The sequence below is a fragment of the Morganella psychrotolerans genome (genome assembly GCF_001676155.1).
In the GTDB taxonomy this organism is placed as follows: Bacteria; Pseudomonadota; Gammaproteobacteria; order Enterobacterales; family Enterobacteriaceae; genus Morganella; species Morganella psychrotolerans.
Genome location: NZ_LZEW01000033.1, coordinates 119,763 through 133,521 on the forward strand (window position 1 = coordinate 119,763; position 13,759 = coordinate 133,521).

The 13,759-nt window shown below is 49.9% G+C and carries 15 protein-coding genes; 6 read left to right on the forward strand and 9 right to left on the reverse strand.

Features of this window, described 5'->3' with window-relative positions; genetic code table 11:
- Window positions 1-99: 99 nt before the first annotated feature.
- Window positions 100-1,008: a recombination-associated protein RdgC gene (gene rdgC / locus AYY16_RS18125; RefSeq protein ID WP_067369910.1), complete on the forward strand. Its 909-nt coding sequence runs from the start codon at window positions 100-102 to the stop codon at window positions 1,006-1,008.
- A 61-nt stretch (window positions 1,009-1,069) separates the two neighbouring features.
- On the opposite strand, the gene AYY16_RS18130 is transcribed toward rdgC, so the two are convergent.
- On the reverse strand, window positions 1,070-1,774 hold the full coding sequence (locus AYY16_RS18130) for a DAPG hydrolase family protein (RefSeq protein ID WP_067369913.1): 705 nt from the start codon (window positions 1,772-1,774) through the stop codon (window positions 1,070-1,072).
- Between the two features lie 87 nt (window positions 1,775-1,861).
- Here AYY16_RS18130 and AYY16_RS18135 point away from each other — a divergent pair, with 87 nt between their 5' ends.
- Window positions 1,862-2,488, forward strand: a complete 627-nt coding sequence (locus AYY16_RS18135) for a TetR/AcrR family transcriptional regulator (protein WP_067369916.1) — start codon at window positions 1,862-1,864, stop codon at window positions 2,486-2,488.
- 36 nt (window positions 2,489-2,524) lie between these two features.
- Here AYY16_RS18135 and yedF read toward each other — a convergent pair whose 3' ends face one another.
- The 7 genes from yedF to folB form a co-directional block, all read right to left on the reverse strand.
- The gene (yedF, locus tag AYY16_RS18140; RefSeq protein ID WP_067369919.1) at window positions 2,525-2,770 is read right to left on the reverse strand and encodes a sulfurtransferase-like selenium metabolism protein YedF; all 246 of its coding nucleotides are present in this window, start codon (window positions 2,768-2,770) and stop codon (window positions 2,525-2,527) included.
- 12 nt (window positions 2,771-2,782) lie between these two features.
- The gene (gene yedE, locus AYY16_RS18145; RefSeq protein WP_067370008.1) at window positions 2,783-3,994 is read right to left on the reverse strand and encodes a selenium metabolism membrane protein YedE/FdhT; all 1,212 of its coding nucleotides are present in this window, start codon (window positions 3,992-3,994) and stop codon (window positions 2,783-2,785) included.
- Between the two features lie 469 nt (window positions 3,995-4,463).
- Entirely contained in the window at window positions 4,464-5,483 is a 1,020-nt protein-coding gene (hypE, locus tag AYY16_RS18150; protein WP_067369922.1) for a hydrogenase expression/formation protein HypE, read from the reverse strand.
- A 1-nt stretch (window position 5,484) separates the two neighbouring features.
- A complete protein-coding gene (hypD, locus tag AYY16_RS18155) occupies window positions 5,485-6,615 on the reverse strand; it encodes a hydrogenase formation protein HypD (protein WP_067369925.1) in 1,131 nt (376 codons plus the stop codon).
- A 9-nt stretch (window positions 6,616-6,624) separates the two neighbouring features.
- Window positions 6,625-7,746: a hydrogenase nickel incorporation protein HypB gene (hypB, locus tag AYY16_RS18160; RefSeq protein ID WP_067369929.1), complete on the reverse strand. Its 1,122-nt coding sequence runs from the start codon at window positions 7,744-7,746 to the stop codon at window positions 6,625-6,627.
- A gap of 250 nt (window positions 7,747-7,996) precedes the next feature.
- Window positions 7,997-8,818: an undecaprenyl-diphosphate phosphatase gene (gene bacA, locus AYY16_RS18165; RefSeq protein WP_067369932.1), complete on the reverse strand. Its 822-nt coding sequence runs from the start codon at window positions 8,816-8,818 to the stop codon at window positions 7,997-7,999.
- Between the two features lie 101 nt (window positions 8,819-8,919).
- The gene (gene folB, locus AYY16_RS18170; protein WP_067369935.1) at window positions 8,920-9,276 is read right to left on the reverse strand and encodes a bifunctional dihydroneopterin aldolase/7,8-dihydroneopterin epimerase; all 357 of its coding nucleotides are present in this window, start codon (window positions 9,274-9,276) and stop codon (window positions 8,920-8,922) included.
- Window positions 9,277-9,386: 110 nt separating this feature from the next.
- Here folB and plsY point away from each other — a divergent pair, with 110 nt between their 5' ends.
- Window positions 9,387-10,043 carry a glycerol-3-phosphate 1-O-acyltransferase PlsY gene (gene plsY / locus AYY16_RS18175; protein WP_067369938.1) on the forward strand — a complete coding sequence of 219 codons (657 nt, stop codon included), beginning with the start codon at window positions 9,387-9,389 and terminating at the stop codon, window positions 10,041-10,043.
- Window positions 10,044-10,074: 31 nt separating this feature from the next.
- Here plsY and tsaD read toward each other — a convergent pair whose 3' ends face one another.
- Window positions 10,075-11,094 (reverse strand): tRNA (adenosine(37)-N6)-threonylcarbamoyltransferase complex transferase subunit TsaD, encoded by a 1,020-nt coding sequence (tsaD, locus tag AYY16_RS18180; protein WP_067369941.1) that lies wholly within the window; start codon window positions 11,092-11,094, stop codon window positions 10,075-10,077.
- On the opposite strand from tsaD, the gene AYY16_RS18185 reads away from it, so the two are divergent.
- The 3 genes from AYY16_RS18185 to dnaG all read left to right on the forward strand — a co-directional run bounded on the left by AYY16_RS18185 (window position 11,078) and on the right by dnaG (window position 13,629).
- Window positions 11,078-11,281 (forward strand): hypothetical protein, encoded by a 204-nt coding sequence (locus AYY16_RS18185; RefSeq protein ID WP_150385093.1) that lies wholly within the window; start codon window positions 11,078-11,080, stop codon window positions 11,279-11,281. The two genes, tsaD and AYY16_RS18185, sit on opposite strands and share 17 nt — an antisense overlap.
- 278 nt (window positions 11,282-11,559) lie before the next feature.
- A complete protein-coding gene (gene rpsU / locus AYY16_RS20020; protein WP_004240446.1) occupies window positions 11,560-11,775 on the forward strand; it encodes a 30S ribosomal protein S21 in 216 nt (71 codons plus the stop codon).
- Between the two features lie 111 nt (window positions 11,776-11,886).
- Window positions 11,887-13,629, forward strand: coding sequence for a DNA primase (dnaG, locus tag AYY16_RS18190; protein WP_067369946.1), 1,743 nt, complete (start codon window positions 11,887-11,889; stop codon window positions 13,627-13,629).
- Window positions 13,630-13,759 lie beyond the last annotated feature (130 nt).

The following is a 13,759-nucleotide window of genomic DNA, read 5'->3' on the forward strand; positions in this document are numbered from 1 at the left end:
TTGAATGAATAAGGGTGAGCAAACCGGCAAGATCCGGTATCATAGCCGGATGCTATCGTCACCGCGCAATGACTCCGCGCCATAAAACAGGACTGTCAGATGTGGTTTAAAAATATACTGGTTTACCGCCTTAGCTCCCCGTTCCCGCTGTCTGCTGATGAACTGGAAAAGCAGCTGGAGCACTCGGCTTTCACACCATGCGGCAGTCAGGACATGATGAAAACCGGCTGGGTATCGCCGATGGGCTCCCGGAGTGAAGCGCTGACTCATTCTGCCGGTAAACAGATCCTTATCTGTACCCGTAAAGAAGAGAAAATGCTGCCATCTACTGTGATCAAGCAGGAATTACAGGCAAAAATCGAAAGACTGGAGCATGAGCAGCACCGGAAACTGAAAAAAACCGAAAAAGACTCCCTGAAAGATGAAGTGGTTCACGCCTTACTGCCACGCGCATTCAGCCGTTTCAGTCAGACCACTATCTGGATTGACACAGAGCGCGACCTTATTATTGTCGATGCCGCCAGCGCCAAACGGGCGGAAGATAACCTGGCACTGCTGCGTAAAGCACTGGGATCGTTGCCTGTAATCCCGTTGACCACTAAAGATCCGATTGAACTGACCTTAACCGAATGGGTGCGCTCAGGGGATTTACCAACCGGTTTTGTGCTGATGGATGAAGCTGAGCTGAAAGCTATTCTGGAAGATGGCGGCGTAATCCGCTGTAAAAAACAGGATTTGGTTTCAGATGAAATCGCCACCTGTATCGAGGCCGGTAAATGTGTGACCAAGCTGGCACTTGACTGGGAAGAGCGGATACAATTCCTTATCTCTGATGACGGCTCCATTAAGCGCCTGAAATTCAGTGACGATCTGAAAGATAAAAACGAAGATATCGATCGCGAAGATTTCGCCCAGCGTTTTGATGCTGATTTTATCCTGATGACCGGCGAACTGAGTGCCCTTATCAGCAATACCATTGATGCGCTCGGCGGCGAAGCCGAACGCTGATTTGACTGAAACGGGAGCCCCGCTTGTGGCGCTCCCGCTGTTTTTTGTTATTTATTATTTATTATGCCCATGGCAATGGTGCTTTTTCATCATTTCCGTGCTCACCGTAATAAATAGACGGCAAAAAGCGGGACAGATACGTAAATTCGTTATAGCAGTGTTTCATCAATCCGAAACCGATTTCATCCGGCAATTCTGTCAGTGGTTCTTTCAGTGATGCACCCAGTAAAAACCGGCTACGCAGCACACAACCAAATTCTGTGTCATACGTTATGTGCAACATTTTGCCGTCAAGAGGGTAACCCTGCTTATCCGTTTTCACATCATCCCCGAACCCGATATGCGCACAAATTGCGGCAGAAAACTGATTATCTGCCCGGGCAGCGGCCAGCTTTTCCGCATCAAAAAAATCCGCAGCATCATTAAATTTCAACGTTGCACCGACCGGCGGAATAGATCCGAGTGATTCCACTGCCCGGATAGTTGCGCCGATATAATTTTCGCCTTTCTTCCAAACAGAATCCCAGCCGTGATGAGCTACATGGTCATGCGGGTGCCACCAGCGGATATGTTGTGTGGTTTCAAAAAAAGTAAACCACCATGCCAGCATCCGACCTTTGCAACCATGCAGATCCGTTCTGACTGATACAGTCAGTAAACCGTCATCGCTGCGATCCAGCCCCATTTCCATCCGCAATGGTTCCGGGGATAATAATTCGTTAATATCATTCAGTGCCCAGGGTAAATTTTGTTTTTTTGCTGACATACCGTATACTCCACAATTAGGAAACGAATTTCGTTTCTAAATTAATATCGTCACTAAACGGGTATTTGTCAATTGAGGATCGCACGTATGGCTACAGAACCTGCCGCAAAAACAAAAGGCCGGGGACGTCCGGTTGTACCGGAACAGGAACTTATCGCAAAGATCCATAAAGCTTCGCTTAACCTGCTGTTATCACAGGGTTATACAGCCACCACGATGGATGCGGTTGCAAAAGAAGCAGGGGTATCAAAGAAAACGCTGTATCGTTTTGTTGAGAACAGAGAAGACCTGATTGAACAGATTGTCCGTGGCTGGACTGACACATTTGTGCCGCTGTTTACGCGGGATACAAAAGATAAAACAGAATTTTGTCAATTACTGGCGGAGCATCTGACTGTAATGAGCAACAAAGTTCTGAGTGCTGAGGCGGTTGGTCTGTTTTGCCTGCTGAGCAGTGAATTTCCCGGACGGGAGGCGCTGCTGGCACGATATCAGACGAGTGGCATTGAGCGCGGGCGCGCATTACTGACGGAATGGCTTTCCCGCCACCGGGATTTTTTACCGCTGCCGGACCCGGCACAGGTTAGTGACTTGCTGCTATCAATGGTGATTGCTGAGCCACTGCGTCAGATTGCCCTGAAACTGGCACCACCCGCACCGGATTACCCGGTTGGGACGCGCATTACCGCTGCAATTGCATTGCTGAAACAGTGACAGGTACCGGCGTTAAACCGGTACCTGGCGCAGGGCTTATTTCTGAATAAGATAGCGGATTGTCGGACCATCCTGCTGAATGGATAATACGGTATAGCCGTGATTTTTCGCATCCAGAGGAATGTTATTTATTGACTGCGGGCAGTCACTTACGACTTCCAGAATTTCCCCGGGCTTCAGTGACGGCATGGCTTCCAGTGTTGCCACCGCAGGATACGGGCACGGCTCGCCGACCATATCCAGCCGGTAATCCGGTACAATTGTTGTGGTATTTATACTCATTTTAATTGCTCCTTAGTGTGCGGTAGCCGGTGTGGTTTCAGCCTGATTTTTACGGCGGAAGAACCGTTTTTCCCACATCAGTAATAAGATAAAGGCAAAGGCCAGCAACCCGTAAGTAACCAGCAGACCGCCTATCGGACCAAACGTATCCAGCAGATTGACTTTGTCGTAATCTGTTGCCAGTGCAGGTGCGAGTGAATCCCAGTAATACGCAAGAATGGTTGCACCAGCGATATTACCCAGACCAACCCACCAGAAGTGAACCTGACCTTCCACCGCGCGGTACATCCAGCCGGTTTCACAACCACCGGCAAGGACAATACCAAACCCGAACAGCAGACCGCCGATAACGGCATTCGGTCCTGCCCAGAAAATTTTTGGCTGAACACCTAACTGCACATAACTGAAAATCCCGATAGCACTGACAGCCATCCCGAGGATAATTGCTTTTGCCATGTGGGTGCGCCCGGTTATCCAGACATCACGAAATGCCGAGGTAAAGCAGATTTGCGCCCGCTCAATCAATAATCCGAAACCGATACCGAATAGCATCGCGATACCCAATTTTGGTGATTCAAATAAGGTGAACAGCGACCAGGTGACACACAGCAGGAAAATCAGCATACCAAGGCGGAAACGGCGCTTCGCCCGTTGCAGATCCTGTGTCAGCGGGGATGCTTTACTGACTTTTTGCAGTTTGACCGGAATACGGAACATCGGCATCAGTGTGAATTTTGCGCCAAAATAGGAACCGGCAGCGGTTGCCAGCGCAAAAAACCAGGCATGCAGAGAGAATTGCGGAATACCGGTAAAGAAAGCGGCGAGGTTGCAACCCATTGCCAGGCGGGCACCGAAACCGGCGATCATGCCGCCGATAATGGCCTGCCAGATGCGGATTTTGTGCTGAGGAAGGCGGATTTTGACATTATTTGCCCATAAGGCTGCGGCGATACACCCGGCAAACATGCCGATGACCATCATGCCGTCGATTCTGTCCAGGGGCGAGCCCTGCAAACCGATTACCTTAAAATACCCCCAGTTCTCCGGTTCTGCGCCGAACAGTTGCATTATGTGTCCGCCCCAGCGCGTAAACTCTCCGGTGACCGCCCAAAATGTACCGGTTAATCCAAAATAGTATGTGGATAAGATGCCGGCGGCGATCACTGCAGGCAACGGCTGCCAAAACTTGACAAGATACGTTGATTTAAATGTAGACCAGTTCATTTTTTTACCAAAAAAATCCCGACAGCGTCGGGAAGCAATATCAGGGTACGTGCGTACCAGTAGGATCTGACAGCGCAGATCCACCCGCAAATCATACGCCTGTATAAAGCGTTGCGCTAAAAAATATTTGCGGTGAATGATAAAGCTCAAAGATATTCTGCCCAGAGAAAAAACAAGGGGGAATTACCTGACCATCGGGGACGCAGGGACAACCGGCAAACCGGAAAGACGCTGTAAACACATCCCTGTTCGCTCGGATCGCGCCATCCATGGCACTTTACGCTTTCCTTATTTTTGCCGGTTGTTCCCTTATGCGCTTTGGCTCTGAAAAAAGACCAAAAAGACAATCTGCTAAATCATTCGTTTCACAGCAAGGCGGCAAATAAAAATCCCCGGGGAGCATACACAAGTATGTGACCCGGGGATTTTTATGCAGCCAACGCAGCTGTGGAGCGAAGGATGACGCAGATTAGCAGATGCGGGGTAAGGGCTCATTATACGGCAAATCCAGGAGTCTGGTTGCCCCGAATATCCCCTGTACTTTCACTTTTTTCACTTCTGTTACCTGCCCGATGGTACAGGCATCCTGCCCCAGCGGGCTTGCGTGCAATGCTGCCAGCACGGCATTTTCTGCTTCGGGAGCCACCACAATCACGACTTTACCTTCGTTGGCAAAATTGAGTGCTTCAAGCCCCAGCAGTTCGCAAACACCGCGCACGGCGGTTTTTACCGGCAATGCCTGCTCTTCGATATTCATACCGTACTGAGAGGCATCGGAAAATTCATGCAGGATCGCAGTGACGCCGCCACGGGTGGCATCCCGCACGGCTCTGACGCCGCTGATTGCACGCAGAGGTGCCAGCATGGGTTCGAGTACTGCGCAGTCACTTTGTAGATCCGCATCCAGTCCGAGGTTTTCACGCAGATTAAGGATCGCGGCACCATGATCGCCCAGTGTGCCGCTGACAATAATTTTATCGCCCGGACGACACTGTGCTGCTGCCCAGTTCAGTTGTGACGGGATCACGCCAATACCGGCGGTATTGATAAAGATTTTATCCGCAGCACCCCGTTGCACCACTTTAGTATCACCGGTAACTATCTGAATTCCGTTCGCTTTTGCGGTTTCTGCCATGCTGGTGACCAGTTGTGACAGTATCTCAAAAGAGAGCCCTTCTTCGAGAATAAATCCGCAGGAGAGATAACGCGGAACAGCACCGCCGACAGAAAGATCGTTTGCCGTGCCGCATACGGCCAGTTTGCCGATATTACCACCGGGAAAAATAATCGGATCAATCACATAGCTGTCAGTACTGAACGCCAGACGATCGCCTGCCGCCTGTAATTCTGCCAGCGGGATCCGCGCCTGATCTTCTTTCTCATTCAGGTACGGGTTAGAAAAGGCCTGTAAAAACAGCGAGTCAATCAGCTGCTGCATTCCCTGTCCGCCATTGCCCTGCGCTAACGTAATTTCAGTAATGGGTTTCATTTTATTCTCCGCGACGATATTGATAATAAGCCGCGCATGCCCCTTCTGAAGAGACCATCAGCGCACCAAGTGCCGTTTCCGGCGAACATGCATTGCCGAACAGCGGGCAATCTACCGGTTTACAGCGTCCGGTGAGTACATCACCGCACCGCGCCTGCGGATTATCGGCGACGGACTGCGGCTTCGGCTGAAAACGGCGTTCTGCATCAAATTCGTGATACGCCGGTTTCAGTTGCACCCCGGAATCTGCAATATTGCCCAGCCCGCGCCATTCACTGTTGGCTTTCAGTTCGAATACGTCTGCCAGCGCTTTTTGTGCCAGTAAATTACCCTGCTCCGGCACAATACGGCTGTATTGATTTTCGACCGCCATCGGCGAGGTGTTATCCTGCGCCTGCACTTTCAGTTGGCGGATAACCATTAAGATGGCATGAAGTAAATCAAGCGGTTCAAAACCGGTGACAACAAACGGTTTGGCAAATTCATCACACAATGGCTGATACGGCGTACAGCCGATAACCATGCTGACATGCCCCGGTGCGATAAAGCCGTCGATAAACACATCTTTTTGCTCAAGTAATGTGCGCAATGTCGGGATAATAGTGATGTGCTGGCAAAATACGGTGAAATTTTTAAGACCGGCTTTTTTCGCCTGCTGCAATGTTGCAGCGGTGCCCGGCATGGTAGTTTCGAATCCCAGCCCGAAGAAGACAACCTCTTTTTCCGGATTATCACGGGCGATGGTCAGCGCATCCAGCGGCGAATAAACAATTCTGATGTCACTGCCGTGACGACGGGCATCCAGCAATGAACCGCCGCGTCCGGGAACGCGCATGGCATCCCCGAATGTACAGAAGACGACATCCGGCCGGGCAGCAATTTCCAGACAGGCATCAATGCGCCCCATGGGTAATACACACACCGGGCAGCCCGGTCCGTGGACAAATTCCACGGAGTCCGGCAGTAATTTATCCAGCCCGAATTTAAAGATGGCGTGAGTATGACCGCCGCACACTTCCATTATCTGCAACGGCTGTTTCAGAGGATGAGGCCACTCCGCCATTTCCTCATGGATCTGTGCCAGCAATTTCTCTGCCAGCGCCGGATCACGGAATTCATCAACAAAACGCATAAAAATCCCTTATTCTGCGGCGGTACTGCGCTGCTGTGCAATATCACCCAGCCGGTTTTGCAACCAGGTCACCCACTCATCCATGCCTTCGCCTGTTGAGGCAGAAAGAACAATCACATCAATGTCCGGATTAACACGGCGCGCTGCATTTACGCAAGCTTCAATATTGACGTCAACATACGGCAGCAGATCGATTTTATTAATCAGCATCAGGTCAGCGGCAGCAAACATGTGCGGGTATTTCAGAGGCTTATCTTCACCTTCCGTGACAGATAAGATCGCCACTTTATGCTGTTCGCCCAGATCAAAGCTGGCAGGACAGACAAGATTTCCTACATTTTCTATAAATAACAGGCTGTTATCTGATAATTTCAGATGATGCATAGCATCATGCACCATTTGAGCGTCCAGGTGACACCCTTTGCCGGTATTGACCTGAATTGCCGGTACGCCGGTCGCGCGGATACGCTCTGCGTCATTGGTGGTCTGCTGATCGCCTTCAATCACGGCGCAAGATACTTTATCTTTCAGGTAATTAAGTGTGCGGGTCAGTAAGGTGGTTTTACCTGAACCGGGGCTGGAGACTAAATTTAGTGCCAAAATTCCCTGCTCTTTCAGGTGTTCGCGGTTATGTGCAGCGATCTGATTATTTTTATCCAGCACGCCCATCTCAATCTGTACCATTCGTTTCTGGCTCAGACCCGGTGCGTGAGTTCCGGCTTCACCCATGCCGTAATGCATATTATCGTCATCAACTACCGGCGCAAATGCGGCGGTGTGCTCATGTCCGTGCTCATGGTCATGACTATGTTCAGGAGAATGGTTGTGATCATGTGAGTGACCGTGATCATGAGAGTGGCTGTGATCATGGGCATGGCTGTGGTCGTGAGAATGATCGTGCCCGTGGTCATGATGGTGTTCATCATGCGCTGCATGCTCATTATCCGGCGCGGCTTCCCGTCCATCATAATAATAGTGGTTTACATTCCCGTTATGATGATAGTGATGGTGATGAATAATGACGGGACGGGAATGATTTTCATGGTCGTGATGGTCGTGATGGTCGTGATGGTCGTGGCTGTGACCTTCAATTTGCACGTTTCCTTCACTGCAACCGCATGTGCTGCACATAATCCTGGCTCCTGCTCGATTTATTGGCTCCGGCGCGGCTTTGTGGTCAGACTCGTGACAGGTGCAGAGCATCTGATCACGCTGTGTCGGGCAGTCAACATAAATAAAATATTATACATGCAGCCCGGTGAGCTATCACCGGCTGCATGTATCCGTTATTAAGTATATTAGTAGCAAATCTGCGGTCTGCCCGCTTTGACTTTGCGCAGGTCAACGGGATTTTTTCTGCGCAGAAGATAACACCGTGTATTTAGTGTACAAACACCACATAAACGGCTGCCGCCACAATAAACCGGTAAATAGCAAACGGGATAAAGGAGATCCGCTTAATCAGTGACAGGAACGTCTTCATGGCTATCAGCGCGACAACAAATGCGGAGAGAAAACCGACAGCAAACATCGGGATATCTGAACTGCTCAGGAAGCTCCAGCTCTTGTATAAATCCAGCGCCGTTGCGCCCATCATCATCGGGACAGCTAAAATAAAGGAAAATTCTGATGCCGTGTACCGGTTAACCCCGGTCAGCATACCGCCGGAAATGGTCGCGCCCGAGCGGGAAAAGCCCGGCCACAGTGCCAGACACTGGAAACAACCAATCGCAAACGCCTGGCGGTAACTGATGTCATCAAGTCCGGTAGACTGTGCTTTTTTCGGTTTGAATACTTCCGCGATAATCAGCAGGATACCGCCCGCCACCAGGGCATACATGACATTGACCGGGTTAAACAGCGCTTTGATGTGATCACGCAGTAATAATCCCAGCACCACGGCAGGCACCATGGCAATAATAATGTGAAGTAAATTCAGTTTCCCCTGAGTCTGCCCCTCATGAGGAACCTGCCCGAAATGAATACCGATAAGGGCAAACATCCGCCGCCAGAACATGAAAATAACCGCAAGAATTGAGCCGAGCTGAATAACCACTTCAAAGGTTTTTTCTTTATCACCCGTAAAGCCGAGTAACTCACCGACAATGATCATGTGACCGGTTGATGACACCGGCAGAAACTCTGTTAATCCTTCAACAACCCCGAGAATCAACGCATGCAGTAATGTTGTAAAGTCACCCATATCAGGCCCTGTGCAAAAGAAAAAACAAGGCAACCCCGGAAACGGAATTGCCGGATTCGGACATCAGCATATTACGACCGTATGACAGTTTAATGACAGTTTCAGACTGTACGCCGGCGCTCAATTATAACCCCGACTTCATCCGCCTGAGCAACCGCACCCGGTTTTGCCACACAAATCCGTACCCACGGCGTACAAAAACGGGTAAGCAGCAGACCGGCAACCTCTTCCGCCACACGTTCCACCAGAGCGAAACTTTTTGACTGAACATAATCCATAATTGCACCACTTACCTTTGCGTAATCAAGACAATGTTCTACATCATCACTCTTTGATGCGCGTTTATTATCCCAATGCATTTCGATATCGAACACCAGTTTCTGCGTGATACCCTGTTCCCAGTCGTAAGCACCAATTGTTGTGAAAACAACAAGTTTCTTAATAAAAACAACATCCATCCGCATTTACCCCGTTTTTTTTATGCTCATCGGATATCACTTCCCATGAAATATGCGTATTATCCATGGAGACTATATTACTGCAATTTACTGTCAATCAGGAGGAAGGCATGAGTGGAATCGCGCTTGCCATGATCATTTTCGCTTATCTGCTGGGATCTGTTTCCGGTGCGATCCTGATCTGCCGTCTTGCGGGACTGCCCGATCCGCGCCTTCACGGCTCCGGAAATCCCGGCGCCACCAATGTCCTGCGTATCGGCGGAAAACTGGCTGCTGCCGGTGTTCTCATCTTCGACGTGCTTAAAGGTATGCTGCCGGTCTGGTTTGCTTACCTGCTGAATATACCTTATTTCTACCTCGGTATTATCGCTATTGCCGCCTGTTTAGGCCATATCTATCCGGTATTTTTCCACTTTAAAGGCGGGAAAGGTGTTGCAACCGCATTCGGGTCAATTGCCGCTATCGGCTGGGATCTGACTGGTCTGGTAGCCGGAACCTGGCTGCTGACGGTACTGCTGAGCGGCTATTCCTCTCTGGGCGCGATTGTCAGTGCGCTGGTTGCCCCCTTTTATGTCTGGTGGTTCAAACCGGAGTTTACTTTTCCTGTCGCGATGCTTTCCTGTCTGGTGCTTATCCGTCATCATGACAATATTCAGCGCCTGTGGCGCGGACAAGAGAGCCGCATCTGGCAGAAGCTGAAGAAAAAGCGGGCGAAAACAGAGAAAGAGATTATTCAGGAAGTAAAAGAGCAGGAAAAAGAAGATTAAAAAAGGCGCTGATGCGCCTTTTTGGTTTCTGTTACTTATCCAGCGGCGGCAGTTCTGCCAGCGGCCAGCGCGGACGCACTGTCACACCTAATCCGCTGCGCATACCGCCTTTAAAGCGGATCATCCCGGCCAGTGCAATCATCGCACCGTTATCCGTGCACAGCTCAGGGCGGGCGTAGAATGCTTCTCCGCCCAGTTTAGTCAGTGTCTGCGCCATACGCTCACGTAACGTGCGGTTGGCACTCACACCACCTGCCATTACCAGACGTTTAAAACCGGTCTGCACCAGTGCGCGTTTGCATTTAATAATTAATGTATCTACTACCGCATCTTCAAACGCGCGCGCAATATCCGCCTTCGTCTGATCGGAATCATCATTTTGATGAATAGTATTAGCCGCAGCTGTTTTCAGACCCGAGAAACTGAAATCCAGTCCCGGGCGATCAGTCATCGGGCGCGGAAAAACAAAGCGTCCGGGAGTACCCTGTAAGGCCATACGGGAAAGAGCCGGGCCACCGGGATAATCCAGACCCAGTAATTTTGCTGTTTTATCAAACGCTTCCCCGGCGGCATCATCAATTGATTCACCCAGGAGCGTATATTCTCCGATACCGGTCACACTGATAAGCTGTGTATGACCACCGGAAACAAGCAGCGCGACAAACGGAAAGTCAGGCTGGTTTTCTTCCAGCATCGGTGCCAGTAAATGCCCTTCCATATGGTGCACCGGTACTGCCGGAACATCCCAGGAAAATGCAAGTGCACGTCCGACAGTCGCTCCGACCATCAGTGCACCGACAAGCCCCGGTCCTGCGGTATACGCCACAGCATCAATATCCTCAGCCGATAAATTCGCTTCTTTCAGCGCGGCCTGAATCAGCGGCACGGTTTTGCGGATATGATCACGGGAAGCCAGCTCCGGCACAACACCGCCGTAATCTGCATGAACTTTTATCTGGCTGTATAACTGATTAGCCAGTAACCCGGCTTCATCATCATAAATTGCGATTCCGGTTTCATCGCAGGATGTTTCAATGCCTAACACTCGCATGGGGCTTAACTCGCAGGAACAAAAACTGACGGGACTGGCGGCAGATAACATGGCGATAAATGTACATAACGATGCATCCGCCTCCGCAAAGGCGTCAGTGTATCACCATAATGGCACAGTGACAGGTATTAAGGTGAAATACGGGGTGTTCCCGGCTGATTTTTATTCAGTGAAAATGGTTTATTAACAGGTTAATTATAGTTATCCACATACTTTTCCCCTCAGGAGTGATTTCTGTTGCTGACAAATCACTACGTACCCGCTATACTCTTTCTCCTCTATGAAACCCCTTGTCTGGTGCGTGGATCCTGTTTTGTCAGTATGACTGAACATATCCCGGAAATTTCTCTGCCTGATTATCCACAATGCTTTACAACGTGGGTCACATTGAAGTAAAATTCCGCACCATTTTGAAGACAACTGGCATAACGCCAGTACAGACCTATTTTATTGAGGTAGAGGCACATGCCGGTAATTAAAGTACGTGAAAACGAGCCATTTGACGTTGCACTGCGTCGTTTCAAACGCTCTTGCGAGAAAGCAGGCGTCTTAGCAGAAGTACGTCGTCGTGAGTTTTATGAAAAACCAACGACTGTACGTAAACGCGCTAAAGCATCCGCTGTTAAGCGTCATGCTAAGAAACTGGCTCGCGAAAACGCACGTCGCACTCGTCTGTACTAATCGCTGCGGCCAACGCCGCAACTTAGTCAGACTGCAGTAGTTGCAGTTAATGGCCGTGTTTCCGGAAGGAAGCGCGGCTTATTATCGTTATCAGACGGACGAAAAGGGGCTATGGCCGGGCGCATTCCACGCACATTTATCAACGATTTATTAGCGAGAACCGATATCATCGATTTGATCGATGCCAGGGTGCCGCTGAAGAAGCACGGTAAAAATCATCAGGCGTGTTGTCCTTTCCACAACGAAAAAACCCCCTCTTTTACAGTCAGCAGCGATAAACAGTTCTACCACTGCTTCGGCTGTGGTGCCCACGGCAATGCTATTGATTTTTTACTTAATTATGATCGTCTCGATTTTGTCGAGGCAATCGAAGAGTTAGCAGCAATGCACGGGCTGGATGTTCCTTATGAAACGGGAAGCGGCAGCAGTCCGATAGAAAAACATCAGCGCCAGAATCTCTATCAGCTGATGGAGAAACTCGACAGCTTTTACCGCCATGCGCTACAGGCACAAAATGCCGGTCACGCCCGTGAATATCTGGATCGCAGAGGGTTAAGTCAGGAAATTATCAGCCGGTTTGCTATCGGCTACGCCCCCGCAGGGTGGGATAATGTCCTCAAACGTTTTGCGCGCACTGATGATGACCGCCAGCAGTTGCTGGATGCCGGGATGTTAGTGGTCAATGATAACGGTCGCTGTTATGACCGGTTCCGCGAGCGCGTGATGTTTCCTATCCGTGATCGCCGCGGACGGGTTATTGCATTTGGCGGACGTGTTCTTGATGACGCAATACCTAAATATCTGAACTCCCCGGAAACAGATATTTTTCATAAAGGCCGTCAGTTATTCGGTTTGTATGAAGCACAGCAAAGTCAGCGCGAACTGCCCCGTATCCTTGTGGTTGAAGGCTATATGGATGTGGTTGCACTTGCGCAGTTTGGTATTAATTATGCGGTGGCATCACTCGGTACATCGACAACATCCGAGCATATACAGTTGCTCTATCGCACAACTGATACCATAATTTGTTGTTATGACGGAGACCGCGCCGGACGCGAAGCTGCCTGGCGGGCACTCGAAACTGCCCTGCCCCATCTGAACGACGGTCGGCAGTTACGTTTTATGTTTTTACCTGACGGTGATGACCCTGATTCACTGGTGCGCCGTGAAGGTCGTGAGGCTTTTGAGCAACGCCAGAATAATGAAGCCCATACACTATCGCAGTTTTTATTTGATTCACTGCTGCGTCAGGTGGATATGAGCAGCCCGGAAGGCCGCAGTAAGCTAAATGCACTGGCGATGCCGCTGATAAGTCAGGTTCCGGGAGAAGCACAGCAGGCTTATTTATTACAGGATCTGGGTAATTTACTCGGATTACCGGATATTGCCCAGTTAAAACAAGCCGTTATCCGGCAGAGTGAGTCAAAAACAGGTTATCAGGCACCTAAACTGAAACCGACCACGATGCGTATCCTGATAGCGCTGCTGGTACAAAATCCGCAGTTTGCCCAGTTTGTGCCGCCGCTGGAATCCATTGATACCAGCCAGATAGCCGGGTTTTCATTATTCAGGGAACTGATTGATACCTGTTTATCACAACCGGGTCTGACAACCGGGCAGTTGCTGGAGCGCTATCGCGATAATAAATTAGCGCCACAGCTTGAAAAACTGGCAAGCTGGAACGATATAGAGATAGATGAGATCGCAGAAAACACCTTTAAAGATGCATTAAATCATCTGGTTGTTTCTGCCCTTAATGACCGTTTTAACTTCCTGATCGCGAAAGAGCGGACAGAAGGCCTGACCCCGGAAGAGCGAAAAGAAGTGAGTCTTTTAGTGCGGGTCCGGCAATAAGTATTATTATTATATAATGACAATTATAACGGCTTAAGTGCCGCTGATAGCAGGAATAGATCCTGCATGCCATGTCACCAAGGGCCATGGCTGATGAAATGAAACCTTGACTGTTATTGTTGCTGGCTAA

Excerpts from the sequence above, each read along its gene's own strand:
- bacA (WP_067369932.1), bottom strand. The coding sequence starts at position 8,818 with ATGGGTGACTTTACAACATTACTGCATGCGTTGATTCTCGGGGTTGTT.
- yedF (WP_067369919.1), bottom strand. The coding sequence starts at position 2,770 with ATGAGTATAAATACCACAACAATTGTACCGGATTACCGGCTGGATATG.
- hypD (WP_067369925.1), bottom strand. The coding sequence starts at position 6,615 with ATGCGTTTTGTTGATGAATTCCGTGATCCGGCGCTGGCAGAGAAATTG.
- yedE (WP_067370008.1), bottom strand. The coding sequence starts at position 3,994 with ATGAACTGGTCTACATTTAAATCAACGTATCTTGTCAAGTTTTGGCAG.
- AYY16_RS18135 (WP_067369916.1), top strand. The coding sequence starts at position 1,862 with ATGGCTACAGAACCTGCCGCAAAAACAAAAGGCCGGGGACGTCCGGTT.
- dnaG (WP_067369946.1), top strand. The coding sequence starts at position 11,887 with ATGGCCGGGCGCATTCCACGCACATTTATCAACGATTTATTAGCGAGA.
- hypB (WP_067369929.1), bottom strand. The coding sequence starts at position 7,746 with ATGTGCAGCACATGCGGTTGCAGTGAAGGAAACGTGCAAATTGAAGGT.
- hypE (WP_067369922.1), bottom strand. The coding sequence starts at position 5,483 with ATGAAACCCATTACTGAAATTACGTTAGCGCAGGGCAATGGCGGACAG.
- tsaD (WP_067369941.1), bottom strand. The coding sequence starts at position 11,094 with ATGCGAGTGTTAGGCATTGAAACATCCTGCGATGAAACCGGAATCGCA.
- rpsU (WP_004240446.1), top strand. The coding sequence starts at position 11,560 with ATGCCGGTAATTAAAGTACGTGAAAACGAGCCATTTGACGTTGCACTG.
- AYY16_RS18185 (WP_150385093.1), top strand. The coding sequence starts at position 11,078 with ATGCCTAACACTCGCATGGGGCTTAACTCGCAGGAACAAAAACTGACG.
- plsY (WP_067369938.1), top strand. The coding sequence starts at position 9,387 with ATGAGTGGAATCGCGCTTGCCATGATCATTTTCGCTTATCTGCTGGGA.
- folB (WP_067369935.1), bottom strand. The coding sequence starts at position 9,276 with ATGGATGTTGTTTTTATTAAGAAACTTGTTGTTTTCACAACAATTGGT.
- rdgC (WP_067369910.1), top strand. The coding sequence starts at position 100 with ATGTGGTTTAAAAATATACTGGTTTACCGCCTTAGCTCCCCGTTCCCG.
- AYY16_RS18130 (WP_067369913.1), bottom strand. The coding sequence starts at position 1,774 with ATGTCAGCAAAAAAACAAAATTTACCCTGGGCACTGAATGATATTAAC.